Here is a 25,918-nt window from a genome sequence, read left to right as displayed (position 1 = left end):
CTGAGTGCTGAGTGCTGAGTGCTGAGTGCTGAGTGCTGAGTGCTGAGTGCTGAGTCCTGAATAGTAGAGAAAAAATCTTGCTTCTTTACTACCCTACAACAACAATTCTTATACTCAGCACTCGGAACTCAGCACTCAGCACTAATTTTGGTTGAGAAGCTTTAACTTTTATTTACTTAAACTTTACTCGGTTCCCACCCAAGAGTATGATGACTTCCTAGTTATGTAAATAAACAACTGTACAAGCCGCTTCGTTTTGTACAAAGAACTTTTTGTTTTGTAATAAAAGGAAACAACTCTATGCGACGATTGTTTGCTTTGATGTTAGCGATTAGTCTTTGGTTCAACTTTGCCCCCCCAGCACAAGCTTTAGGGGCTAATTTGACACCATGCAAAGACAATCCCGCTTTTCAACAGCTAGCAGCTAATGCCCGTAATACCACCGCTGACCCCCAATCAGGGATAAAGCGATTTGAGCGTTATTCTCAAGAACTGTGTGGCCCTGAGGGCTATCCCCACTTGATTGTTGATGGTCGTCTAGATCATGCTGGTGACTTTTTGATCCCCAGCATTCTGTTTCTATATATTGCTGGTTGGATTGGCTGGGTAGGTCGTGCCTATCTGCAAGCAGTCAAAAAAGACCCGAATACTGAACAAAAAGAAATCCAAATCGATATTGGTTTGGCACTACCCATAATAGCGTCAGGTTTTACTTGGCCAGTAGCAGCAATCCAAGAACTTCTTTCTGACAAATTAGCAGCCAAGGATACAGAAATCCCTATTTCCCCACGCTAAATCAGCTTAACTAATTCATTTGTTTTGGAGACTAAATTCATGGCAGACAAAGGCGACCAATCAGCTTATTTGATTAAATTTATTTCCACAGCGCCCGTGGCCGCTACGATATGGCTGTTCATCACAGCAGGTATCTTGATTGAATTCAACCGCTTTTTCCCCGACCTACTTTTCCACCCACTACCATAAGTGTTAAATAGGATTTAGGACAGTTGAATCAATGGCTTATTTTTTGCTTAATATTGTGTAGTTGATGTATTCAGCTTAGTTAGGCAGAATTATCACCAAAATAGACAGCAAAAATAGTTTTTTGAAACTCGTGATACTGTTTACAGATCGCGAGTTTCACGGTTTTAAAATAAGCTAAATTAATTTTTCTAAACTTCCTAGTAAAAAGACATCTTTAGCGACAATTATTATTAATATAAAAATGCCACCATTTTAATTTAGAGGCGAACATAAAATATGGCACAAGCAGTAGATGCATCAAAGAATCTTCCCAGCGATCCTAGAAATCGGGAAGTTGTTTTTCCCGCATTTGGCGATCCACAGATAGGCAACCTGGAAACCCCGGTTAATTCTTCTCCGTTGATCAAAGGGTTTATTAATAATTTACCTGCTTATCGCCCAGGTCTGGCTCCTGCTAGACGCGGTTTAGAAGTTGGTATGGCTCATGGTTACTGGCTATTTGGCCCCTTTGCCAAATTAGGCCCACTGCGGGACACAGATAATGCTAACTTAGCTGGGTTACTGTCAGCCATTGGCTTGGTTGTAGTTCTCACAGGCGCTCTATCGCTGTATGCAAATAGTAATCCACCCAAAGCACTTCCTAGTGTTACCGTACCCAAGCCTCCAGCAGATGCTTTTAACTCTAAAGAAAGCTGGAACAACTTCGGCAGTTCTTTCTTGATTGGTGGTATTGGTGGTGCAGTAGTTGCTTACTTTTTGACTAGTAATTTGGCACTAATTCAAGGTCTATTTGGTTAATTACTAGGAGTTAGAAGTTAGGAGTTAGAAGTTTAAATTCATAACTTCTAACTTTTAACTCCTAATTTATTTAAACAAAACAGCTTCAATATCATTTAAAGCAGTTTCAAAATCGTCATTAACGATTCTAATGTCAAATTCATCTGCGGCTTGAATTTCGTCTTGGGCACGGAGCAGACGACGGGCGATCGCTTCTTCAGAATCTTGGGCACGAGAGCGTATTCGTTTCTCTAATTCATCAAAGGAAGGCGGTAAAATAAAAATGCTGAGGGCACTGGGGAAGGAAACACGAATTTGTCTTGCCCCTTCTAGTTCAATTTCCAGCACCACCAACTTACCAGCATGAATTTGGTTAAGTACAGCTTCACGGGGGGTGCCGTAATAGTTACCAGCAAATTCTGCCCATTCTAAAAATTCACCTTCAGCAACTAATTGCTCAAACTTACTGCGGCTGATAAAGTAATAACTTTTGCCATCGATTTCCCCTGGACGGGGAGAACGAGTTGTCACGGATACTGAATAATAGAGTTCTGGATGACGCTCTAGGAGCGATCGCATTAAAGTGCCTTTACCGACCCCACTGGGGCCAGTTAAAACAATTAATCTGCCTAAATGTAAGCATTCTTCGGTAGTTGCACTACTCTGGATGGGTAAAACTGGCATCATCCCTTCAACCTGTGAATCAATCAATACATATTACTCATTAGTCTTGTGTTCCTGGCCTAGTCCACTAATGACTAAAGAATTTGTAGTAAGGGTGACAAAAAAATTGTCTAATTCACATGGTACTACCGATACGGTGCAAAGAGGAGTGGGAAAAAGCCACTGCTAGTCAATTATCAACAGTTTGATGCTCGCGGGAAATCACAAAGCGATTCGCTACCGTTTCCGGCTGAATCGCTGACAGAATTACGTGGCTGGAATCGGTGATAATTACAGCCCTAGTCCGACGACCGTAAGTTGCATCAATCAGTTGACCTCTGTCTCGTGCATCGGTAATAATCCGCTTAATCGGGGCAGACTCTGGACTGACAATGGCAACTACTCGGTTGGCAGACACGATGTTACCAAAGCCGATGTTGATTAACTGAATGTCCATAAAAAAAAACTAACGCTAAACGCGGTTTGATAAAGCTTGAAATAAACTTCTTTCCATGTTATCGCCAAAAAACGGGAGTTACAACGCTTAAATTCAAGCCAATCTGCGTTTTTAAATAATGTCTGTTTCTTTTAGCTATTTATTAGCTATTTTTCCTAAAAATATTCCTAAAGATACAGGCAAAATCATACTGATACAAGCTAATTAGGTGATGTATCTTCATCAAAATAACTAGTAGCGAAAGGATAATTCAAAATTAATAATGAAACTTGCGGACTTGTTAACAAAATTCAAAATGAATACAGTGTAAGGATTTTACTGATTTTAATTTAGTGGTTTATTTACGCTATGCTGGAAAAAGTTAGCTTATCTTTAACCAGGGGCTATGCCACGCAAGAGCATTTCAAAGGAAGTAAATAAATTTTGAGCTTATATTTTTGTTCATGACCCAATCTTTCAATCTCGTCAATCAAATAATCCCAATTAAAATGCTCTAAATCTCGTTCTTGCAATTATTTCAATGTAGTTTATAACCAATTTATATAAAATTTGAGTGAGTATTTTTAGACATTACTTAGTATTTTTCTAATTGGCGAAGATTGGGAATTAGGTTTTATTGACGTAAACTTCCAGCTTCACAATCGCGCAACCATGCTTTAATCCCTTGGGCAACAGTACCGTTACTACTATTGCGTGGTGGAGATAGTGGCTGCTGTTGTGAATAGGAACCAGCTTGAGAAAACATCATTATTAGTTGCCAACCACTTTGAGTTTTAGTCAATAACAGCCAGTGAAATTGTTGTAATTCTACAACTTTCTTACCTATGTACTGCCGCTCCAAGGTAGTAAAGAAAACTTGCTCAACTCCTGATGCAGCACTTTTAGACGCATCTGCACTATATTCTTCAAGGTTAAGGGGCAGAGGAGTAAACTCAGGTTTTCCTGCAACAAGCATATAACTGTAAACCTCACTGCTTCTACTGAGGCGGCGGGCGCGTTGACTAGCGCGATTGGTATAACTAGGTAATTTTTGCAGTAGCTGTATAGTTAACGTTTCTAAATTTTGCTCAGAACACAAAGACCTTTCGCCACCGTTGACATTTTCCCTTTGTGCTAGCGCCGAGGGTTTAGGGGTGGCGTTTATCGAGTAGGCTGGGTAAGTAAAGCTATTTGATACTACAACCCAGAAGCCACAAGCTAAAAGCCAACTATAATTTTTCTGATTGAGCGAAGAGGCAAGATTGTTCTCCCCTACACCCTGCACTCTGAGTGTCTCACGAACTCTTAGCTTCATGCCACCGTGGTTAACTCCTCAGAAATCCGCTTCCAAGCTAACTCAGGCTCACTAGCAGCGGTGATGGGACGACCGATCACGAGATAATCTGCACCGGCAATAATAGCTTGGGCTGGAGTGAGCGATCGCTTTTGATCGCCAATATCAGCCCAAGTTGGTCTAACCCCCGGACAAACTAGCAAAAACTCATCTCCACAACTTTGTCGTAGCTGTGCCACTTCTTGGGGCGAACAAACTACCCCATCCAAACCAGATTCTTGAGCCAGCAGGGCCATTTCTAGAGCATATTCTGGCAATTCTAGGGGGATTTTTAAATCAAATGCCAACTGCCGAGCAGAAATGCTCGTTAGCAGAGTAATCGCAATTAACTTTGGTGGTTCTATACCTGCTTTTGCAGCCCCTTCCTGTGCGGCCTCAGTTGCGGCTTTCAAAGCATCTTTACCAGCAGTAGCATGAATTGTCAGTAAATCCACTCCATATCTAGCTGCACTCCGGCAAGCACCAGCAACGGTATTGGGGATATCATCAAACTTTAAATCCAAGAAAATGCGCTTTTGCCGAGACTTTAACACTTCCAGAATTTTCGGCCCAGTGCTGGTAAACAACTCTAAACCGACTTTCCAGAAAGTAACTTGTGGTAGCTGATCTATAAGAGCGATCGCACTTTGTTCATCCGGGACATCCAAAGCCACAATAACTCGTTGTTCTACCTGTTCCCTATTCCCCATTCCCTATTCCCCATTCCCCATTTAAGGCACTAAGCGCACAAACTTATTTTTCCCAACTTGTAAAACTTTACCTTGTAATTCACCAGGAGCATCGAAAGTGGTATCAGCATCAGTGATGCGATCGCCATCTAGGCGCACTCCACCCTCTTGAATTTTCCGCTTTCCTTCACCTATACTTTTGCACAAGCCAGTGACATTGAGTATATACGCTAACTTCGTAGGAAATTGCTGTACGTCAGCTAGAGAGAATTCTGGAACTGCACCTTCCTTACCACCGCTTTGGGCTGCTTCTTTGGCCTCTTGGGCTGCGGTTTCACCGTGGTACTGTTTGACAACTTCCCATGCTAAAAGTGTTTGGCGAGCGCGAGGATTTTCTGGCAGATTATCCAAAGGTAAATCCGTCAACAGTTCAAAATACTGTTCTAGAAGATTATCGGGAATTCCTTGTAACTTTTGATACTTTTTTCCTGGGTGTTCTGACAATCCGATATAATTACCTAAAGACTTAGACATTTTTTGCACGCCATCCGTGCCAATCAAAATTGGCAACAGCATCCCAAATTGGGGCTTTTGACCAAAATGGCGCTGCAAATCTCTGCCTACAGCAATATTAAATTTCTGATCGGTGCCACCTAATTCCACATCTGCCTCAACTGCAACCGAATCAAAACCTTGCATTAACGGGTACAGGAACTCATGGATAAAAATTGGATTCTCTTTTTTATAGCGATCGGCAAATCCTTCCTTCGCTAACATCTGCCCCACCGTCATCGTGGAGAGTAACTCCAAAATTTTCTCTAAGTTGAGCTTAGAGAGCCATTCGGAGTTATAGCGCACCTCTAACCTTCCTGGTGTGTCAAAATCCAAGATAGGACGTACTTGATCGAGATAAGTCTGAGCATTTTGAGCTACATCTGCTTCTGTAAGCTGACGACGCACTTCAGATTTACCAGTTGGATCGCCAATACGTGCTGTAAAATCGCCAATAATTAAAACTGCTGTATGACCTGCATCTTGAAATCCTCGCAGTTTTCGTACTGGTATGCTATGACCTAGATGAATATCAGTACCAGTAGGGTCAATTCCTAATTTTACCCTTAAAGGTTGGTTTGTAGTTAGTAAGAGCCTTTCTAGACTTTCGTTGTTAACATCAACTGATTGTGGGAATACTTCTACTACACCACGACGCAACCAAGCAAAATCTTGCATCATTCCAAGAGATTCATTATTAGCTATATTTTGCACACTAGAAGTTAAGTTGGTTATAAACACTTGCAATTTATCCACTTTCTCATCTGCCAAACTACTATAATTGCAAAAAACTAACCGCCTTGCTTCACCCAATCAATTACAGTTAAATTTACAAGTGAGGAAGTGAAATAGCCGTGTCGTCGTCTAGGACTTTTGAAGATAAACAGCCACAGCGTCGGGCTTCATCAGGTTTTGAGTTTTTGAAAGGAGTCGGTCAGGTAACTGGCGGTACTCTCCTCTCAATCACCATGCTGGCAAGTTCCATTGTAGCCGGAGGACTGGTTGGTTTAGCCATCAGTTTCCGTAATTTGCCAGATGTGAGACAGCTACGTAACTTCTTTCCCTCAGAAACGACTTACATTTATGACGTTAAGGGCAAACTCTTAACGAGTATTCACGGGGAAGCCAACCGGGAAGTCGTACCTCTAGACAGAATTTCGCCGAATTTAAAACGCGCAGTATTAGCAAGTGAAGATGACCACTTCTACGATCACCACGGAATTAATCCCACTAGCGTTGGCCGGGCCGTAGTAGCTAACGCAGCAGCAGGTGGAGTCAAAGAGGGTGGGTCTACTGTCACCATGCAATTGGTAAAAAACCTATTTTTGTCTCGTAAGCGCGCCTTTACCCGAAAGTTAGCAGAGGGGGTGCTAGCAATCCGGTTAGAGCAAATTCTTACTAAAGACCAAATATTAGAAATGTACCTCAATCAAGTTTATTGGGGTCATAACAATTATGGTGTACAAACGGCAGCCCGCAGTTACTTTAATAAATCATCAGAATATTTAAGCTTGGGTGAGTCAGCAATGATGGCGGGTTTGATCCAAGCACCAGAAGAATTCAGCCCCTTTGTGAGCATGAAACTGGCAAAACAGAAACAAAAAGAAGTGCTAGGACGGATGCTGGAATTGAACTGGATCAACCAGTCAGAGTACGACAATGCCCTCAAACAAGAAATCAAACTTGGAAGAATCAAATCCTTTCAAGGTAGTGCCCTACCTTATATAACCAATACAGTAGCGCAGGAGTTGGCTAAAAAGTTTGGGCGTGAGACATTACTCAAAGGTGGGATGCGCGTACAAACTACAGTTGATGCCAACTTCCAAATAATGGCAGAGGAAACTGTCGTTAAGTGGCATAAATCATTGCTTGGGCAGGGATTATCTAAGAATCAAATCGCCTTGGTAGCAATTGATCCGCGCACACATTTTATTAAAGCACTGGTGGGTGGTGTAGATCCTAAGATCAGTGAATTTAATCGTGCAACTCAATCTCAACGTCAGCCCGGCTCTTCCTTTAAACCGTTTGTCTACTATGCTGCTTTTGCTACTGGTAAATATGGGCCAGACTCAACGGTGGTAGATTCTCCAGTCAGCTATCAAGATGGTAATGGTCGATACTTCCCCAGAAATTATGATGGGGGTTTTAGCGGAGCTATGCCAATTCGCACGGCTTTAGCCCAGTCGCGCAACATTCCCGTGATTAAGATTGGTAAAGCTGTTGGCATGAATCGAGTGATCGAAACTTGCCGTACTTTGGGGATCATGAGTCCGATGGAACCTGTCACCTCTCTGCCTCTTGGTGCAATTGGTGTCACTCCCCTAGAAATGGCTAGTGCTTATGCTACCTTTGCCAATTATGGCTGGCAATCTCCACCCACTGTAATAGCCCGTGTCACCGATAGTAGTGGTAACGTGTTACTAGATAACACCCCGAAACCCCAGCTAGTTCTAGATCCTTGGGCATCCGCAGCCATTATCGATGTGATGCGAACGGTAGTTACTAATGGTACAGGTAAAGGTGCCGCCATAGGTCGTCAAAGTGCTGGGAAGACGGGTACAACTTCCTCAGAAAAGGATATTTGGTATGTTGGCACTGTGCCACAGCTAACCACTGCGGTTTGGGTAGGGAGGGACGACAACAGACAACTAGCTAGCCGTGCTACAGGTGGCGGTATGGTTGCTCCCATTTGGAAAGATTTCATGGAAAAGGCACTTAAAAACGTACCAGTAGAAAACTTCAAGTCACCTTCCCAGTTTCCTCGTCCTAAGTCACAATAATTTAATTTTAGATTTTGAATTTTGGATTACCAATGAATCCAAAATCTGTATTGGAAAGTTGGAGCGCCGACTTCTAGCGATCTGACTTTCCGCAAAATCTAAAATTGACTAGGGCTGTTTTTCTAGCTCGGCTTTCATCCGTTCTAAAGTGAGGTGCATTTGGTCAAACATTTGTTGCGGGGTGACACCGAACTGACCTAATTGCGTTTTCAGTTGTTCTACTGTCATTTGTGCCATGAAATCTTCTGATAGCTCGAAGCGCTTCATAAAAATGCGGTACCGATCCATCATGGTTTCCATTTGCTCAATAAACAGCTTTTTGCCATCGCGGTCAAATTTGCCGTAGCTGTTGCCAAGTTTGATCAGCGCTTGATAATCCTCAAACAGCTGTTTTGCTTCTTGCTGAACTATTTCAGAATCGAAGAATCCCATATTGCTTATATTAAACTGAGCGCCCAGACTCAGTAGCTTAATAGTTTTACTTCTATTTATTATTTTAGTCTAGGGGAGTAATCTAGTCACGAAGCTTCGGTTTTGGTACGGTTTGTTACCGAAATTTCAACACTTGACTTGAGAAGGTTTCCCCTTGTTAAATCGACTTAATAAAGCCGCGATACTCAGAGCTTTAGCCATTGATTTAGGATTGGTGTTTTCACCCAGTTCCATTTTCAGTCTGGTAGCGTATTTCAAAGCTAGTGAATCTTGCGGGTTAAGTTTTAATGCTTGACGGATGTAAACCCTGGCCATCCCGATAAATTTCTGTTTTAGATGTACTAAACCTAATAAGGCATAATAGTCGCTGTTATTTGGCTCTAACTTGATGGCATCGCGCAGTTCTTGCACGGCTAGGGGCCAGTTGGCTAGCTTGACGTACTCAATAGCTCGCTGATAGTGACGTTGAGCGTAATTTGTCAAAACTGGTTCGACATTAGTTTTTTCATTTAATCTTAATTCCACTGGCTTGACTTCTATTTCAGGGGTGATGCGAACAGCTTTTTGCGCTAGAAACAAGTCAGGTTTATACAACTGTAAGTAAACTAAATTCAGTATGCTAATTTGTTGTGTAATTTGATAGAACTGATGGAGTGATTTGTATTGAGCTTCTGCATAGGAGGCGATCGCTTCTTCGTAAAATAATTCTGCTTGGGGTGGAGGCATTTCTATAATTTCCTTAGCTATGGCACTTTGCCCACACAAAGCTTGCTGCTGTAATACTCTTGCGTCCGATCGCAGCATAGCTATGGCAATCAAGCGCTTGTGTCGATTTTTGAGTTGTTCGTAAGCTGGATTGATTAAATAGCTAAGTATTGCCGTTGCTAATTCTTCGTCTGGATTGCAGCTTTTAGCATAGCGATCAGGATGTAGCAGTTTTGCTAAAGTGTGATAGCGTTTAAAAATCTGGCGATCGTCAGCACTCACAGAAATTCCTAGCACAGCGTAAGGATCACAAAGCTGTTTAAACCATTCTGGCGGTAGGAAGGTCTGTGACATCGTAGTAATCTAGATCCATTAAAAACTTAAAATTAGCATCAAAGCTCAATGCACAGTCATGTGAAACTTACTCAAATTTCTTCAAATTGGGGATTGGGGATTGGGAAGATTTAGTTAGGGTGAATTGTTTCTGCGCCTTTTGGCTGTCTTCTTGTAGGAACTATGATATTCGTATACTTATTAGAAATATGTTGACTAAGCGCAAAAGTCGAAGTGTTGCCGCTGTTTTAGCTTTTTCTGGCACGCTGACAATTTCAGGATTACATAAATTCTACCTGGGACAACCCCTGTGGGGTGTTTTGTATGTGTTGCTTTCCTGGACGCCGATCCCCAAGGTAGCTAGTGCGATTGAGGGAGTTTGGTATTTAGCCCAAGACGAAGAAGCTTTTGATCGTAATTTTAATCTAGGCAAGTCAGCAGCAAGGACTTCACAAAAGGCGATTAATCAGGTAGGAGCGATCGCTGACGCAATGCGAGAATTAGATGCTTTGCGCCAGGATGGACTGATTTCAGAGTATGAATTTGAGCAAAAGCGCCGCCAATTGCTAGATCAGATTTCTTGAGGTAAGCGACAATCATGAATAACTGGCTACCTTTAAACTCTAAGCTGCAAAAACTCCGCGCCAAGCTCCTCAACGATCCCTACTATCGCTTACAATCTGGGGAAGAAATTCAGATAGCGGCCCAATTAGGTATCCGCATTGATGCTAATCAAGCCACTGTAGATGATTGGTTACGCCTGCCAGGTTTGTCAATTCACCAAGCGCGATCGCTTGTGGAACTTTCACATTCGGGTGTGAAATTTTACTGTATTGAAGATATCGCTGCGGCTTTGGGTATACCAGCGCCGCGCTTAGAGCCATTAAAGCCTCTGCTGAATTTTATTTACTATGACCACGAATCTTTAGAAAATCCTACCCATTTACTCAACCCGAACACAGCAACCGTTGAAAAATTAGCACAAATTCCATTTATAGATTTGTCTTTGGCGGAAGCAGCGGTGCAAAATCGGCAATCAGCCGGGCCTTACCGTAACCTAGCTGATTTCCAGCGACGGCTGGAGTTAACTGGTGATGCGATCGCCCAGATAATGTATTATTTGAGGTTTTAAGTTAAAAGTTAGAAGTCTTAAAATAACTCCTAACTCTGGCAATTTTGGATTGAAAGAAAAATCTAAAATTGATTAAATGAACCCAATCCGATTGAGAGGCCAAAAGCGAAACGTTGCCCGACCGATGACATTTTTTCTGGGTAAAAAACCCCAATAGCGAGAGTCATTACTATCGTTGCGATTATCTCCCATAACGAAAAATTCGTCTTCTGGAACTTTTACTGGTTGATATGGCTGATTTGGAGGTTCAGCGATGTAGTCTTCTGCCAAAGGTTGACCGTTGAGGTAGACTTTGCCAGAAGCAACACTAATTACCTCACCAGGCTGCCCAATAACTCGCTTGATGAACGCTTGGTCTTTGGGATATCCTCGACGTTGTAGTTCTGCGGGTGGCTGAAAAACAATAATATCCCCAGTTATGGGAGGGTGAAAATGGTAGGAGATTTTTTCAACTACCAAGCGATCGCCAGTATGTAAGGTGGGTAACATCGAGTCAGAAGGTATATAGCGCGGTTCGGCGATAAAAGTCCTGATTAAGAATGCCAAACACAGTGCGATCGCAATTAAAATCAGATTTTCTCGCCAACTACGCCATACTTTTAACGACGCACGCTCTTTTTTTGCATCACTTTCGTGAGGAATCATAAAAGTTTCTAGCCAGTTTCAGAAGTGAGACAAATACCTTGATTATTTTGACTCAAAAGGTATATCAATAGGAAAGCAGGATTGAGGGTCAATCTATACAGACATTAAATAATACACTTATCCATTTCCCAAAGATAAGCAAAAGTGCTGTAAATAAACTATGACTTGTCTAAGGTAATATAAGCAAATAATTAGGATTGCTAAATAAATAATTAAAAATAAAAATTCTAATTGCTGTAATTATAAGGCAAGTTATGAAATAATTGTTAGTCTTGTTTCTTCCTGCCAAACAAGCTAGTTACAAACTGCTAAAGAGATACAACTAGTAGGTTTTTTTTCTTTAAACGGCAAAATACTCTACCCCATGTTTGGCAGTATCTACCTCACTTTACTGAAAAAAGGCGAAGGGCAGTTTTGCTGGAGGTTGAGTTGCAAGAAAATATATTTGGGTCTGTATTTTAAGTGATATTACATAAAACTAATCAAAATTTAAATGTATTATTTAATGCAAAAAATAGTTAATCTAAGCGTTTTTAGTAAAAAATACGACTTTTGAAGATGAAATATAGACCTCATTGCTTCAAGGGATAGATGCAATCCTATTGTTATTTTAATCACTTGCCTATATAACCGAAAATAATTTCCGTAATTACACGGTGACAGTGCATATTAAACTGTACTATTAATTAAGATATAAACATACTTAATTGTCGAAAAAAACATTCATAGACAGAAAGCTCTAGCGATTTCGGCTAAAGTATCAGCATCCGAAAGAGAAGTAAGCTGCTGATAGAATTATTTTTGTTGAATGAGTCAAAGGTGACTAGATTTAAAGAATAAATGCCCCTTGGCAATGAGAAACTATATTGAATCAATTTTCGTCTGGTCTATTTCAGAGAAAATACTAGGTAACATTCTGTCAGTTGAAAATTTAACTTTTTCTTAAAAAGGAAATAATAGCAACAGGCAGTAAAATATATCCTATCAAGAATAGAACTAATAGTTTCCCAGACTCTTTTTTGAAAGATACCCCACCCTTGTAAGTAGTTTTGTATGTTAATCAAACAATTGACTTAAGTTGTAAATTATACAGATTTGCTGTCACAAAGTCTGGCTAAAAAAACTTCAGTCTGCTAAAAGTGTAAATTGTAGGTATGAAACTGAGTTCATCTTATTTGAAAAGCTATAAAACTTGAAAGGATAATGCTGCCTTAGCAGTGAACTGAAAAATAGCAACTAATTCAAAACTCCTATTAAAGAGGATTTTGGGATGTGCTTAATTATCTGATTCTGTTCCTCTCCTTCTTAGAGCTAGCAGTAAGAATGTGGAAGTGTAGAGCTTACCTTTTATAACTGGGTTGAAATTAAACAGTACCAAGTATTGTATATTCAACGCTGTCCAAATCTAGAGCATATAGATTTTAGTTAAAGCAATATAGTCTGTCTTATCAATTCGGAATTCCCGTTAGTACCAATTCCAATTTTCATGATTACCAGAAAGTAACTGGTATCTAAATATCTAATAAAAATGTGCTACAACGTACCGTCATAAGCGTGGTGATGGTTCGATCTTTGAAGGAGCTTTGAGGTGGAAAACAATAAGTCGTTTCTGTGGCCAGAAGGAATATTAATTGCGCTACTTGCTTTAGGTGGTGTTTTTAGTCTTGCTTTTATGATGCTTCTAAGACCAAATGCTTCGGATGCTCAAAGTAGACCAAGTTTAAATATCAAGGATGTATCTGCAAACGTAGGAATTCAGCAGCGCATTGAGAAATTAAAGGCAGCGATGCTTACAAGTTGGCAGCAAGAAGCACAAACAAAGGGTCTAGCCTACCCTATACCATCACGTTTTCAAGGGCAAATTATTAAGGCTGCAAAACTTACTCAGGGTGAAAAAGTGATTGCTCTCACCTTTGATGATGGCCCTTGGCCTCAGACTACAGAGCAAGTGCTAAGTATTCTGAAATCAAATGATATCAAAGGGACGTTTTTTGTAGTTGGGCAGAACCTTAAAAACTATCCAGAGTTAGGAAAGCAGATTGTCGCTCAAGGTCATGTCATTGCCAACCATACTTGGCATCACTGGTATCACTTCTTTAATCAACAAGCAGCTGCTTTTGAAATTGAGCGCACAACAGACTTAATTTATCAAGTTACAGGTGTTAAAACAAATCTGTTCCGACCGCCTGGTGGCAACCTACACAATGGATTATCTGCTTATGCTAAAGGGCAAAAGTATGCTGTGGTAATGTGGTCGGCTGACTCTACAGACTACAAGTTACCAACTGTACCAAAGTTGATCGATAACGTGATTAAAGATTCTAAACCTGGAGGTATTGTGCTAATGCATGATGGTGGTGGTAATCGTTCCAGAACTGTGCAAGCTTTACCAGAAATTATTAACAACCTTAAAAAGCAAGGCTATCGCTTTGTGACTATTCCAGAACTTTTAGAAATAGAAGATAAAGATAAAAAGTTGCTTGCTAATAAAAACTAATCATGAATTATGGGTAATTAGTGAATAGTAATTGGCTAAAAACTAAAATTATATTTTTTGGTTAAAATGTATTATCTGTGAATTACAGTTTAGACAAATTACTGCTGTGAGACTAAAAAAAATCAACTTAAAAGTTGATGAATGATCTTGGTTATTCAGATGAAGGTTTAACCCAGCGATGGAGAGGCAATAACTGTCCAAGTTGCCATATATGTTCCAGCATACTTATTGGAATAGTCAGTAGTGCTATCGGGCACAAACCAGTCAGGAGTCGTCTTCTGCTGTCTAACCTGTTTGTCCAAGCCAATTTGCAGAGAAATATTCTCGTAAACAATTTTTGCCTTTACAGCTTTCAGCAGTTCTTCTAGCAAGTTTTGTAACCATTCTGCCCGAACATACAAATTATGAGATGGATGTTCACCATAAGCAAAAGGTATAATAAGCACCAAATATCCTTTGTCGCTTATTAGTTTGTCCAAGCAGAATTGAACTAGTTCTTGATCGTTATTTTGCTCTAGTGTTTCCTTGTCAACATTATGAAATAGTAAGCCAGCTAGTACGACGGCATCAAATTTTTGATTTCCGGAAGCTAATTCTGGGAGTGCAACCGATAAATTTTTGCAAGTAAACTTTTGGTTGGGGTATAGTTTTGAACAGTATTGAATCGCACCTTCACTGTGGTCTATCCCAAGGTAGTCACACCGCTCAGGTAGATATTTGTTCAAAGCCCCATTGCCACATCCTAAATCTAACAAAGAGAATGAACGTTGCTTAAAAGCCTGATCGAGATACCAAACTGATGGTGTATATCGGGTAGCATTTACAGGAGATTCAAAGTATGAATAATAATCATCTTGGAAACGTTCTTCTTCAGAAGTTTTGCGATCGGGAGCTTGCTCTTCTATAAGCATTTTGATAGACAAGTATTACTTGCCTGAAAACTTTTCTATGGCAGTTTACCAGTATTTAGATAATGCCTTCTATACGCAATTAGGTAGATTTCAGGACAGTGTTGATCTCGATTTTACTACTTGGACTTTCACAATATTTGATTGCTCAGTCACTTTGGTGTTCTTATTCTAAAGTTGATCTGTGAGTATTCCCCCTAAAAAAGGGGGAATATTTTTTCTCTCTACGCTCTTTTTAAGAGATAAATTCAGGCGACTGCTTTGTGCATCCATCCAAAGGGGTTTCGCAGAGTATCTGTTTGTGCAGCTTCTCCTACGGGCGAATAGCTTAAGAGAGAGTATGAGAACGGTTACAGCTACTAATGACTGCTTACTAAACTGAACTCAGTCGTTTTGTTTTCAGGATTAGCTTCTGGACTATCAGTTTCAGAAGGCGGAACCAACTGCCAAAATTTCGGCAAAAATTCTTGCCAGTTTTGCAGAATTTTCTTCGCCTTTGGTGAACCAGTGCGTTTTGCATGAATTTGGATTAACTCTTGCAGTTGCTTTGCACCTACTTCGGTAATCACCCGCTGAATTTTGACAATTTCTGGGTTGACTAACTCACGAAATGAGTCGTCTTCATCCAAGAAGTATGCGAGTCCACCAGTCATTCCAGCAGCTACGTTACGTCCTACTTTGCCGAGGACGACAATTACACCACCTGTCATGTATTCACAGCAGTGATCCCCAGCGCCTTCAATCACTGCTATGCCTTTGGAGTTTCTTACAGCAAAGCGTTCTCCTGCTAGACCGTTGGCAAATAATATGCCACCAGTAGCACCATAGAGGCAGGTATTGCCAACTATGACGTTTTGTGATGCGTTATAGGTAGCATCAGTTGAAGGTTTGATGATGATTTCACCACCATGCATCCCTTTACCTACATAGTCGTTTGCTTCTCCTTCTAGGCTCAAAATTATGCCTGGGAGGTTGAAAGCACCAAAGCTTTGCCCAACGCTACCTGTAAAGTTGAGATTAATTTGTCCTTCAAAGCCACTGTCACCATATTGAGAAGCGATCGCACCCGCTAATCTTGTGCCCACTGTTCTGTCAGTATTGATAATTGGGTAAGTCTTGGTGACAGTAGACTGATCCCTAATAGCAGCCTGAATGTCAGGATCGGCAAGGAACTTGTCATCCAAAACCACGCCGTTGCTGTGAACTTCTTCATGTACCAACCAGCTACGATTGTCTCTGCTATTTGGTAGCTGAAGTAAACAGTCAAGATTTAGCGATCGCGTTTTGGTGAGATTTACCTCTGGGCGCAGTTTTAATAAATCTGCACGTCCAACGATTTCTGACAAAGAACGGTAGCCAAGCCGGGCTAACAAACTCCGCACTTCTTCGGCAATGAAGTAGAAGAAGTTGACAACTTGTTCCGGTATTCCCGTAAACCGCTTGCGGAGTTCTTCTTTCTGAGAGGCGACACCGACGGGGCAATTATTTGTGTGGCAGATACGCGCCATGATACAGCCTTCAGCAATCATGGCAATGGAGCCGAAACCAAATTCTTCACCGCCCATCAATGCACCTATTACCACATCCCAACCACTCTTGAGTCCGCCATCTACGCGTAAAATCACGCGATCGCGCAAGCCATTTTCCATCAAGACGCGATGCACTTCACTTAAACCCAATTCCCACGGTGAACCAGCATGTTTAATCGAACTTAGTGGCGATGCACCTGTACCACCATCATGTCCAGAAATCTGAATAATATCAGCGTTTGCCTTAGCTACACCAGCCGCGATCGTGCCAATGCCAACTTCTGAAACTAGCTTCACCGACACCTTTGCTTTCGGATTAATTTGGTGCAGATCAAAAATCAGTTGTGCTAGGTCTTCAATGGAATAAATATCGTGGTGCGGTGGTGGCGATATCAGCGTCACACCTGGTTTGGAGCGTCTTAACATCGCAATGTATTGGCTTACTTTGGGACCTGGCAGTTGTCCACCTTCCCCAGGCTTGGCACCTTGGGCAATTTTTATTTCAATTTGTTTGGCGTTGACTAGGTACTCTGGGGTGACACCAAAGCGTCCCGATGCAACTTGCTTAATGGCACTATAAGCTTGATCGCCATTCCGCAATCCTTTTAAATGAGGTAGGGTTGGCGAGTGACCAAACTCGTCTACATCATCTAAAACTGTGTAGCGGACTGGATCTTCGCCGCCTTCTCCAGAATTGGATTTACCGCCAATCCGGTTCATGGCGATCGCTAAAGTTTCGTGGGCTTCTCTTGACAAAGCGCCTAAAGACATACCGCCTGTGCAGAAACGCTTGACTATTTCATATACCGATTCCACTTCTTCTAGAGGAACCGACGGGCGATCGCCTTGGAAGTCTAGTAAATCTCGTAAGGCTGTTACTGGTCTGCCTTGGAGGTGCTTTTTGTAAACTTCGTAGTGGTCGTAGTTTTTGCCATCTAGAGCCTTATGCAGCGCCTTAACCATTTCGGGGCTATTCATGTGGTACTCGCCGCCAGGACGGTACTGCACAAAGCCCAGGTTTTCTAACTTCTTGGTCGTTAGTTCTGGGAAAGCTTTGACGTGGAAGGAAAGCACTTCATCAGCAAGTTCGGTAATGCTCAAACCACCGATGCGGGAAGTCGTACCACGGAATCCCAGGTCGATTAAATCTCCACCGATGCCAATAGCTTCAAAGATTTGGGCTGCTTGATAGCTGGATAGCAGAGAAATTCCCATTTTAGAGAGAATTTTGAGCAAACCTGACTCTACTGCTTTGCGATAGTTTCCTAAAGCTTGTTCTAGGGTGAGGGTGGGAATTTTTTGCACACCCATTAACTTTTGAGTTTTGGGATCAGACCACCAATCACGCACCGTATCTAAAGCCATGTATGGGCAAACTGCGCCAGCACCATAGCCAATCAGACAAGCAAAGTGATGGGTACTCCAGCATTGAGCAGTATTCACAATCAGGGATGTTTTCATTCGCAACCCCTCACGAATCAGATGGTGATGCACTGCACCTACTGCTAATAGGGGAGGAATGTAGGTATATTCTGTGTTGAGACTGTCATTAGCCCGATCGCGATCGCTTAATATTAAAATCTTTGCACCTGCCCGGACTGACTCAGCTGCTTGTGCTTGTAAAGATTGCACAGCGGCTTTCAATCCTTCTGGGCCGCTAGCGATCGCAAATAGAGTTGACAACTCAGCCGTGGCAAATCCTGACAGCTTAATCGCCTCTAGTTCACCATCCGTTAACACTGGCGATTCGAGTTTCAATCTCCGAGCATATTCTGGCTTGGGTTCTAATAAGTTACCCCGTTCACCCAGTTCAACTTTTAGAGACATTACTAGCTTTTCCCGCAGGGGATCAATCGCTGGGTTCGTCACCTGAGCAAAGCGTTGTTTGAAATAGTCATAAAGCAGGTGGGGCTTTTGTGACAGCACCGCTAAAGGAATATCATCACCCATACAGAAAGTAGGCTCTGAACCGGCGATCGCCATTGGATGAATCACCATTTCTACATCTTCTGTGGTGTAGCCAAAGGCAGTTTGACGCTGAAGTAAGGTTTGCTTGTCAATAGTCAATTGTCCTGAGTCATTTGTCATTTGTCCTTTGCCATTGCCATTTGCTAATGACGGATGACCAATGACCAATGACTTTAATTCTTGACGATGCTGTTGCAGCCATTCTCCATAAGGGTGCTGCTTGGCGATGCGCCCTTTTATATCCCAATTCTTCAGCACTTCATGATTTTCTAAATCTACGGCAATCATTTGCCCTGGGCCGAGTCTACCTTTCTCGACAATATCGGCTTCTGGGAAGTCCACCACACCAGCTTCCGAAGCTACAACAATGTAATCATCTTTGGTGATTGCGTAGCGAGCTGGTCTTAAACCATTACGATCTAAAGTTGCACCAACTTTTTTGCCATCGCTGAATACTAAAAGTGCTGGCCCGTCCCAAGCTTCTTGCAAACCACTGTAATATTCGTAGAAATCAACAATTTCTGGAAATTCACGTAAAGAAGGCTGATTTTGGTAAGCTTCTGGAACCATAATCATTAAAGCTTCCAAGGGGGTGCGTCCAGAGCAAACCAGCAATTCCACGACGTTATCTAGGGTAGCTGAGTCGCTGTTATCAATGTGAACTAATGGCTTGAGTTCCTGGATGCGATCGCCCCATACAGGATGATTCAGGCTAGCTTCTCGTGCCATCATCCAGTTGATGTTACCCAATAAGGTATTGATTTCGCCGTTGTGACCCAAAAGCCGCATCGGTTGGGCTAGGGGCCACTTGGGCATGGTATTGGTACTAAAACGGCGGTGATAAACAGCAAAGGCGCTTTTGTAAGCTGGATTTTTTAAATCGTCATAAAAGCTGCCCAAGACAGCAGAACGCACCATACCTTTGTAGACAATTGTGCGACTTGACAACGAACAGATATAAAATTCTTCTGAGATGTTAGTTGCAGCTTTACTAATTCGGCGGCGGGTAATATACAACTGGCGTTCTAATTCATCACCGCTTTTGTCAACAGAAGCTAACAAAACTTGTTCAATCTGGGGCTGATTTTCTCTTGCTTGTACCCCCAGCAAATCAGATTCCACAGGTACTACTCGCCAACCCAATACAATTAATTTCTCTTCAGCAGCTACTTGCTCAACTGTTGCTCTAGCTTTTTGTGCAGCTTGCTGGTCTTGTGGTAGAAATATCATCCCCACAGCTATGCGATCGCTAGATGGAAATTCCTTCCCTCTTTGGGCAAAGTCTTGTTGGAACAACTCCCAAGGGATTGCTGTCAATACTCCAGCACCATCACCAGAGTCGCGATCGGCGCTACAACCTCCCCGGTGTTCTAAGCAGGCTAAAGCAGCTAAGGCTTTTTCGACAATTTCATGGCTGGTATGATTTTGGCGATGAGCAATAAAACCTACACCACAGGCATCTCGTTCTTCTACTAACCACTTTTGCCCCTGATAGGTATCTCTTGAGTTGATATTCGCTGTGATTTTCTGGTCTTGATTCATCGGTTTATTATTCATACCCTGTTCCTGAAGTATTGAGTTACCAATTTTGCCACTACATTGTGGGAAAAAATTTCTAATTTCAGCGATGGAAAAATATATAAGCACCGAAATTTAGGGAAAAAAAATTTTAACTTCGGTTTTCCTTTATCAGTTCTCCCGTGTTAAAATGATTGCGTGTTTTTTATGTGTTTATGCGGTGTTAGACAAGTTACCTCCGCCAAGGCATTCTTTTTGCCCTGACAGTTTCTTTTTTATATTTTGAAGTTAAGTATTTTCTCAATCCCTTTTTCCAGATGCACACTAGCTACTCATAGAGCCTATTTTTTGGCTCACCTGAAACAAAACTAAAATTGAACGCTGCACTATTTTTTAAAGCCAAAGCCCAGATAATTCGTAATTGCTCGTGACAATCAAGAACTCACTCTAAGCAGTCGCGTTGCGTTTCTTAGAGAAGCTATGCTAAAAGCTTTACGCTACGCTACCTTAATTCGTGGTTACAATCAGTGAGGGGTTCTACCCTCCATTGTTTTGTTAACCATTGAATTAAAAATTGAGTTTGAGCTGGTGTACCCTTTTAATTACGAATTAGTAATTATTTGGTTATCCCGATCCAGCAATAAAATCAGCGTATTACAATATATACCCATTTGACAATTCCCAAATATTGTTGTCTAGAATTTTGCCGCTTACCAGTTGCTGTATGTATTACTATTAACTAGACATTACTGAAGCAATAACAGTAGCAACGTTCAGTTAGGATTAAATATCTTAATCCAATTTTGATAACCAAAACTACCGTATATAGTGTGGTTAGAATTAGTGGGAGTTAAAAAACTTGATTGCAGTGGCTTTAGCGTCTAAATAAATTTGTGTCTAAAAGAGATAACTAGCCAATATATAGATTACCATATTTCTTCAAAAATAAAGTCATGTTTTCTTTATATTTCCAAATAATTGGTTAGTTTAGACCTTGGGTGATAGTTTTCCAAAGTACCTAGTAAATTATGGTAAAAATGCCGAATTGTTGCCAATCAGAGATTAGCGACGGCTCTACAAACGCCAAGGGCGATCGCAGATTTTTCCGGGCTACTGTGTCACCAATACTTTTGACAGTAGTGTGCTTAACTACTACCTGTGCTACCAACGCCCAAGAGTCCCCAAAAACCACCAAATCAACACCTAGATTAATTTCTCAATCGGCTGCACCTCCTTTAACAGGTGTAGCATCCTCTGGTAATCAAATTTCCCTCAATGGTCGTACTGTACCAGGAACTTGGTTACAGCGACCTGGAAAAGCAGGTCAGGTGATAACTCATCTCAGTGATGGGGCATTCAGGCAATTAATTGGAGTAAATTTCTTAAACAGTAGTAATTCAGCGAAGCAACCAATACAGTGGTTTTCGTCGGTGACAACGCCACTGGTTTTATCCACCAGACTACTAGGAGCATATCGCTATCTGGATATTAGCAATTTTGCTCAAACATCTGGATGGGAAATCCGAACCAATGGCAACACTTTGGTGATTGCTACCCCAAAAACACAAATCACAAATATTATTCAGAGTCAGGAACCTCCAGAAGCGAGTACCCCTTTGCAACAGACTCGGATTCTTGTCGATTTAGATCGTCCCACTCCCTGGCAAGTTGTACAAGGGTCAGCGATCGCAAAATTGCAAACTCCTTCCTCCGATCCAGATACGCCAACTCCAAAATCCACTGCACCGCCAAATAGACAGTGGACAATTACTCTGGATGGAATAGCCGATCCTGTTTTGATAGAACGCTATATTCCCCAACCACCAGCTGCACCACCAACATTGCTGCCAAACTTGCTCAAACAATTATCACCAGCGATACCAACACAACCAATACCAGCGCCACCAGTCCCTGAACCACTGATTCAAAAAGTGGAGGTGGTGAAAAACCAAACGATTATTAGTCTGAGCGTTCCCTTTGGTCTATCGCCTCAAGTCACTACTGTAGCTAACCCCAATCGCCTGATTATCGATATTCGACCCGATCCTTTAGAAGAACGGGATATTACTTGGGCCCCAGGATTGCGCTGGCGACAGCATTATGTCAACTTAGGCACAGAACGCTTTCCAGTCGTCTGGTTAGAAGTTAATGCTCGTAAATTTGGGCTAACGTTGAAACCTATGTGGGCTAGTCCTGATGGGCTTGCGGGTACTGCTCCCTTAATTCAAACAGCACAACGTTACTTAGCAATAGCTGGAATTAATGGTGGTTATTTTAACCGTAATAATAAATTGCCATTGGGTGCGATTCGTCGAGATAGTCAATGGTTATCAGGCCCGATTCTGAATCGAGGTGCGATCGCTTGGAATAATTCAGGACAATTTTACTTCGGTCGTCTCACCTTGGAAGAAACTTTAATTACGGCAAATGACCAACGCCTACCAATTCTGTTTTTCAACAGTGGCTACGTCCAGAGTGGTATTGCTCGTTACACCTCAACTTGGGGATCAACTTACACACCCCTGACAGATAACGAAATTATCTTAGTAGTAGAAAAAGACCAAATTACTAATCAGTTACCAGGCGGTAAAGTTGGTGCTACAGCGGTTCCGATTCCCCAGGATGGCTACCTGCTAACTTTACGCGCTAACGCTACTACTGCTGCTTCCCAGCTACCTATTGGAAGCGCAGTAAGTCTTTCCAGCACCACTACTCCAGCTGATTTTAGTCGTTATCCCCACATTATCGGTGCTGGGCCGCTATTAGTCCAAAATCGTCAAATTGTCCTTGATGCCAAAGGCGAAAAATTCAGTAATGCCTTTATTGCCGAAAAGGCTATTCGTAGCGGTATTTGCACAACGGCAACAGGCACACTGATGATTACTGCCACACATAATCGTGTTGGCGGTTATGGGCCTAATTTGGCAGAACATGCTCAATTGATGCAACAGATGGGCTGTGTGGATGCTTTAAATTTGGATGGCGGTAGTTCTACCAGCCTTTATTTAGGAGGGCAACTACTCGACCGATCGCCCAGTACCGCTGCTCGTGTTCATAACGGAATTGGTATTTTCTTGCAACCACGAAAATGAAGGAATAGGGGAAAAACTCAATCCCCAATTCCAGTCACTTTTTAAAGTTTAGAACAAGCTGTCATTTTGCTTGATGAAGACTTGGTGTAGACATCAGAATTTTAGTAGTGATGGTTTACACCATAAGGGTTGATTTTGCTATGTTTATCAAAGTGCAACAAAATTGCTGATTTTCAAGGTTGCAAGATAGCGCCAGATTTTTTATCAATAATTAAGAGTACCAACGGTTTGTTATGTCTTCAAATGAGGTAACTATGGCTCGATATCAAGAAACTACACAGACTGAAACTCTACACCTACCTCCAACCATAACTTCCAGGGGTGTTGCTGCAACTGAATTACGTCCTTGGGGTGCTTTTACAGTTTTGGAAGAAGGGCGCGGATACAAAATTAAGCGCATCGAAGTTAAGCCTGGACACCGCCTCAGTCTACAAATGCACCATCATCGCAGCGAACATTGGATCGTCGTCTCTGGTACAGCTAGAGTAGTTTGTGGTGAGAAAGAAGTACTACTAAGCAATAATGAGTCAACATACGTACCCCAATGTACGTCTCATCGTTTAGAGAATCCTGGCGTGATCCCCTTGGTATTGATTGAAGTCCAAAATGGCGAATACTTGGGAGAAGATGATATTATCCGCTACCAAGATGACTATGCCCGTACCAAAGATTAAAACCAAAAGAACGCAATTAAAGCTTTAATCCCAAAGCTAAATACATTTTTGTGTAAACCGTCTTTGTAAACGAACTACTACACCCCAGAAGTCCCTACCTTAACTAGGTAGGGACTGAAGCATATTAGTGTTATAAATGTAGTAATAGCGATCGCGCTCATGCTTTGGATAATTTGGAATTTTGCACAGCAAAGGTCAACCTATCTGTAAAATGGAAGATGGGGTATTCAATTGCAAAAAACGAGTTCCATGATTCATCTGAGTCAAGCAGCCGTAAGTGAGATTGGGCGAATAAAGTCCAAGCAGCCAAATGTCTTATTTCGATTGGCAGTAAAACCAGGTGGTTGTTCCGGGTTCTTTTATGATATGTCTTTCGATGAAGCAATAAAAGTTGACGACCAGGTTTTTGATTTGGATGAGATTCAAATAGTCATAGATGCCGCAAGCTTAAATTACCTCAATGGTTTGAGAGTTGATTATTCAGAAGACTTAATGGGTGGTGGTTTTCGCTTCCACAATCCCCAGGCGATCGCTACCTGTGGCTGTGGAAATTCCTTCTCCTTGAGTCATTAGTGATTGAACAATTAGTCAAAAAACAGATGTTCAATCCTAAGGAAAAATAACAATTGACATAAAGCGATAAAAAAAGATATAATCAGGATTTGTTAAAACTTAGACCATAAGCAGCTTTACGCGCTGTAACTCATGCCAACAATACAGCAGCTAATACGAAATGAGCGCGAACAAGCGCGTCAGAAAACCAAGTCCCCTGCTCTGAAACAATGTCCCCAACGTCGGGGAGTTTGTACCAGAGTATACACGACCACACCAAAAAAGCCTAACTCAGCCCTACGCAAAGTAGCAAGAGTCAGACTTACCTCTGGATTTGAAGTCACAGCTTACATTCCAGGCATTGGTCACAACTTACAAGAACACTCAGTTGTGATGATTCGTGGCGGTCGGGTTAAGGATCTACCAGGCGTGAGATACCACATTATCCGTGGCACCCTAGATACAGCCGGAGTCAAAGACCGCAAGCAAGGCCGTTCCAAGTATGGAACCAAACGTCCTAAAGAAGCGAAAAAATAGGATTAGGCGATTAATCGCATCCAACACGATTAATCGTCTACCTTAAAAACGCCCAAGGGCAAAAGAAGGAGCGCCGTCTTTGTTCTAAAGGTAGTGATGAAGGCTGCTAAAGTCTGTTTCAAAAAATCAAGCAAGCTACATCTACACTAAGCGAGCAAGTGTAGAAGTTCTGAGGAGGAAAATGCTGTAATCTACAGCTAATTTCTCAGCTGAACATTAAAGTTTATAATCTTGTCGCCTTGAGTATTTCGTTGCAGGTAGTTAAGTCAAACAATTCTTGATTTTAGACTTCGGCTACGCTCAGTCGAACGATTTGCGGTTTTGGATTGGTCGAACCCACAAGGGAATTAGGCTTACAAACTTTTGATTTGTTCAGATCATTGCGATCAGAATATATACCGAAAACTTTTAATCCAAAATTAAAAATCAAAAATCAAGAATTGGCAGTAAATTAAGTCAGCCTTGCTGCAACGGTCGAAAAAAATTGAGGAAGTCTGAGGGTTGGGTTCTACCGCTTTTAGTTTCCGGTGTCTGATAGCATATAATTTCGTTGCCAATTCCGAATTAAAGGTGAAGTATGTCTCGTCGTGGTGTTATTCAAAGGCGCCCAGTTCCGTCTGACTCCGTATATAACAGTCGCCTTGTGAGCATGATTATCAGACGGATCATGCGTCATGGCAAAAAATCACTTGCCGCACGCATTGTTTATGATGCATTAAAAACTATTGAAGAACGCACTGGTGCTGGTGCCTTAGAAACCTTTGAAAGAGCAGTGCGAAATGCCACGCCTTTAGTAGAAGTAAAGGCTCGGCGAGTTGGTGGAGCAACCTACCAAGTACCAATGGAAGTGCGTACAGAACGGGGTACTACCCTAGCACTGCGTTGGTTAGTGCAATATTCTCGGTCAAGACCAGGCCGGACAATGGCCAGCAAATTGGCAAATGAGTTAATGGATGCTGCCAACGAAACTGGCAATGCTATTCGCAAACGTGAAGAAACGCACCGGATGGCGGAAGCTAACAAAGCATTCGCACACTATCGCTACTAAGTAAAAAAGCGATATATCACATTGCCGAAGCGGTATATCGTAGATTTACAAAAAAAGACGGTTTTCCGTAAAAGTATAGAATCTTAACAAAGAGTAATATACAAGATATCATGAGGCAAAAACGATAGGAGGCA

The 25,918-nt window shown here is 41.8% G+C and carries 23 protein-coding genes; 12 read left to right on the top strand and 11 right to left on the bottom strand.

The window, feature by feature from the left end:
- The first annotated feature begins 300 nt into the window (after window positions 1-300).
- The 3 genes from RMY16_RS14330 (at window position 301) to RMY16_RS14320 (ending at window position 1,782) form a co-directional block, all read left to right on the top strand.
- Window positions 301-795, top strand: coding sequence for a Photosystem I reaction center subunit III (locus tag RMY16_RS14330; RefSeq protein WP_322663578.1), 495 nt, complete (start codon window positions 301-303; stop codon window positions 793-795).
- Between the two features lie 39 nt (window positions 796-834).
- Window positions 835-984 carry a photosystem I reaction center subunit IX gene (gene psaJ, locus RMY16_RS14325; protein WP_094349471.1) on the top strand — a complete coding sequence of 50 codons (150 nt, stop codon included), beginning with the start codon at window positions 835-837 and terminating at the stop codon, window positions 982-984.
- Between the two features lie 276 nt (window positions 985-1,260).
- On the top strand, window positions 1,261-1,782 hold the full coding sequence (locus tag RMY16_RS14320; protein WP_322663575.1) for a photosystem I reaction center protein subunit XI: 522 nt from the start codon (window positions 1,261-1,263) through the stop codon (window positions 1,780-1,782).
- Window positions 1,783-1,848: 66 nt separating this feature from the next.
- Here RMY16_RS14320 and gmk read toward each other — a convergent pair whose 3' ends face one another.
- The 6 genes from gmk to tyrS form a co-directional block, all read right to left on the bottom strand.
- Window positions 1,849-2,448, bottom strand: coding sequence for a guanylate kinase (gene gmk, locus RMY16_RS14315; protein WP_322736902.1), 600 nt, complete (start codon window positions 2,446-2,448; stop codon window positions 1,849-1,851).
- A gap of 166 nt (window positions 2,449-2,614) precedes the next feature.
- A complete protein-coding gene (gene remA / locus RMY16_RS14310) occupies window positions 2,615-2,881 on the bottom strand; it encodes an extracellular matrix/biofilm regulator RemA (RefSeq protein ID WP_041233849.1) in 267 nt (88 codons plus the stop codon).
- Window positions 2,882-3,264: 383 nt separating this feature from the next.
- Window positions 3,265-3,393 (bottom strand): DUF29 family protein, encoded by a 129-nt coding sequence (locus RMY16_RS33030; protein WP_416211670.1) that lies wholly within the window; start codon window positions 3,391-3,393, stop codon window positions 3,265-3,267.
- Between the two features lie 101 nt (window positions 3,394-3,494).
- On the bottom strand, window positions 3,495-4,175 hold the full coding sequence (locus RMY16_RS14305) for a hypothetical protein (protein WP_322736897.1): 681 nt from the start codon (window positions 4,173-4,175) through the stop codon (window positions 3,495-3,497).
- The gene (gene pyrF, locus RMY16_RS14300; protein WP_322663572.1) at window positions 4,172-4,903 is read right to left on the bottom strand and encodes an orotidine-5'-phosphate decarboxylase; all 732 of its coding nucleotides are present in this window, start codon (window positions 4,901-4,903) and stop codon (window positions 4,172-4,174) included. Before pyrF ends, RMY16_RS14305 begins: the two co-directional genes overlap by 4 nt.
- 21 nt (window positions 4,904-4,924) lie before the next feature.
- Entirely contained in the window at window positions 4,925-6,115 is a 1,191-nt protein-coding gene (gene tyrS, locus RMY16_RS14295; RefSeq protein ID WP_322736901.1) for a tyrosine--tRNA ligase, read from the bottom strand.
- Window positions 6,116-6,288: 173 nt separating this feature from the next.
- Between tyrS and RMY16_RS14290 the strand changes: the two genes are divergently transcribed.
- The gene (locus tag RMY16_RS14290; protein WP_322736896.1) at window positions 6,289-8,214 is read left to right on the top strand and encodes a transglycosylase domain-containing protein; all 1,926 of its coding nucleotides are present in this window, start codon (window positions 6,289-6,291) and stop codon (window positions 8,212-8,214) included.
- A gap of 108 nt (window positions 8,215-8,322) precedes the next feature.
- Here the strand turns inward: RMY16_RS14290 and RMY16_RS14285 are convergent, their stop codons facing one another.
- Entirely contained in the window at window positions 8,323-8,646 is a 324-nt protein-coding gene (locus RMY16_RS14285; protein WP_094349476.1) for a DUF1825 family protein, read from the bottom strand.
- 126 nt (window positions 8,647-8,772) lie between these two features.
- A complete protein-coding gene (locus RMY16_RS14280) occupies window positions 8,773-9,705 on the bottom strand; it encodes a J domain-containing protein (RefSeq protein WP_322736895.1) in 933 nt (310 codons plus the stop codon).
- Window positions 9,706-9,893: 188 nt separating this feature from the next.
- On the opposite strand from RMY16_RS14280, the gene RMY16_RS14275 reads away from it, so the two are divergent.
- Window positions 9,894-10,268, top strand: a complete 375-nt coding sequence (locus tag RMY16_RS14275; RefSeq protein WP_289795333.1) for an NINE protein — start codon at window positions 9,894-9,896, stop codon at window positions 10,266-10,268.
- A gap of 14 nt (window positions 10,269-10,282) precedes the next feature.
- Complete coding sequence (locus tag RMY16_RS14270) at window positions 10,283-10,816, top strand: ComEA family DNA-binding protein (RefSeq protein ID WP_322736894.1); 534 nt, start codon at window positions 10,283-10,285, stop codon at window positions 10,814-10,816.
- A 72-nt stretch (window positions 10,817-10,888) separates the two neighbouring features.
- Here the strand turns inward: RMY16_RS14270 and lepB are convergent, their stop codons facing one another.
- Entirely contained in the window at window positions 10,889-11,461 is a 573-nt protein-coding gene (gene lepB / locus RMY16_RS14265; protein ID WP_322736893.1) for a signal peptidase I, read from the bottom strand.
- A 1,588-nt stretch (window positions 11,462-13,049) separates the two neighbouring features.
- Here lepB and RMY16_RS14260 point away from each other — a divergent pair.
- Window positions 13,050-13,958: a polysaccharide deacetylase family protein gene (locus RMY16_RS14260; RefSeq protein WP_322736892.1), complete on the top strand. Its 909-nt coding sequence runs from the start codon at window positions 13,050-13,052 to the stop codon at window positions 13,956-13,958.
- Window positions 13,959-14,125: 167 nt separating this feature from the next.
- Here the strand turns inward: RMY16_RS14260 and RMY16_RS14255 are convergent, their stop codons facing one another.
- Together RMY16_RS14255 and RMY16_RS14250 are read right to left on the bottom strand one after the other, a co-directional pair.
- Window positions 14,126-14,869 carry a class I SAM-dependent methyltransferase gene (locus tag RMY16_RS14255; protein ID WP_322736891.1) on the bottom strand — a complete coding sequence of 248 codons (744 nt, stop codon included), beginning with the start codon at window positions 14,867-14,869 and terminating at the stop codon, window positions 14,126-14,128.
- Between the two features lie 356 nt (window positions 14,870-15,225).
- A complete protein-coding gene (locus RMY16_RS14250; RefSeq protein WP_322736890.1) occupies window positions 15,226-19,920 on the bottom strand; it encodes a glutamate synthase-related protein in 4,695 nt (1,564 codons plus the stop codon).
- A gap of 989 nt (window positions 19,921-20,909) precedes the next feature.
- On the opposite strand from RMY16_RS14250, the gene RMY16_RS14245 reads away from it, so the two are divergent.
- From RMY16_RS14245 to rpsG, 5 genes are all read left to right on the top strand, one after another.
- Window positions 20,910-22,973, top strand: a complete 2,064-nt coding sequence (locus RMY16_RS14245; RefSeq protein ID WP_416211669.1) for a phosphodiester glycosidase family protein — start codon at window positions 20,910-20,912, stop codon at window positions 22,971-22,973.
- Window positions 22,974-23,227: 254 nt separating this feature from the next.
- A complete protein-coding gene (locus RMY16_RS14240; protein ID WP_099099760.1) occupies window positions 23,228-23,647 on the top strand; it encodes a cupin domain-containing protein in 420 nt (139 codons plus the stop codon).
- A 249-nt stretch (window positions 23,648-23,896) separates the two neighbouring features.
- Entirely contained in the window at window positions 23,897-24,220 is a 324-nt protein-coding gene (locus tag RMY16_RS14235) for an iron-sulfur cluster assembly accessory protein (protein WP_322736889.1), read from the top strand.
- A 132-nt stretch (window positions 24,221-24,352) separates the two neighbouring features.
- Entirely contained in the window at window positions 24,353-24,736 is a 384-nt protein-coding gene (gene rpsL / locus RMY16_RS14230) for a 30S ribosomal protein S12 (RefSeq protein ID WP_012410236.1), read from the top strand.
- Window positions 24,737-25,313: 577 nt separating this feature from the next.
- Window positions 25,314-25,784, top strand: a complete 471-nt coding sequence (gene rpsG, locus RMY16_RS14225) for a 30S ribosomal protein S7 (RefSeq protein ID WP_069070112.1) — start codon at window positions 25,314-25,316, stop codon at window positions 25,782-25,784.
- Window positions 25,785-25,918 lie beyond the last annotated feature (134 nt).

This window comes from Nostoc sp. DedQUE12b (genome assembly GCF_034530835.1).
Lineage (GTDB): Bacteria > Cyanobacteriota > Cyanobacteriia > Cyanobacteriales > Nostocaceae > Nostoc.
This window is presented reverse-complemented; position numbering and strand designations above follow the sequence as displayed.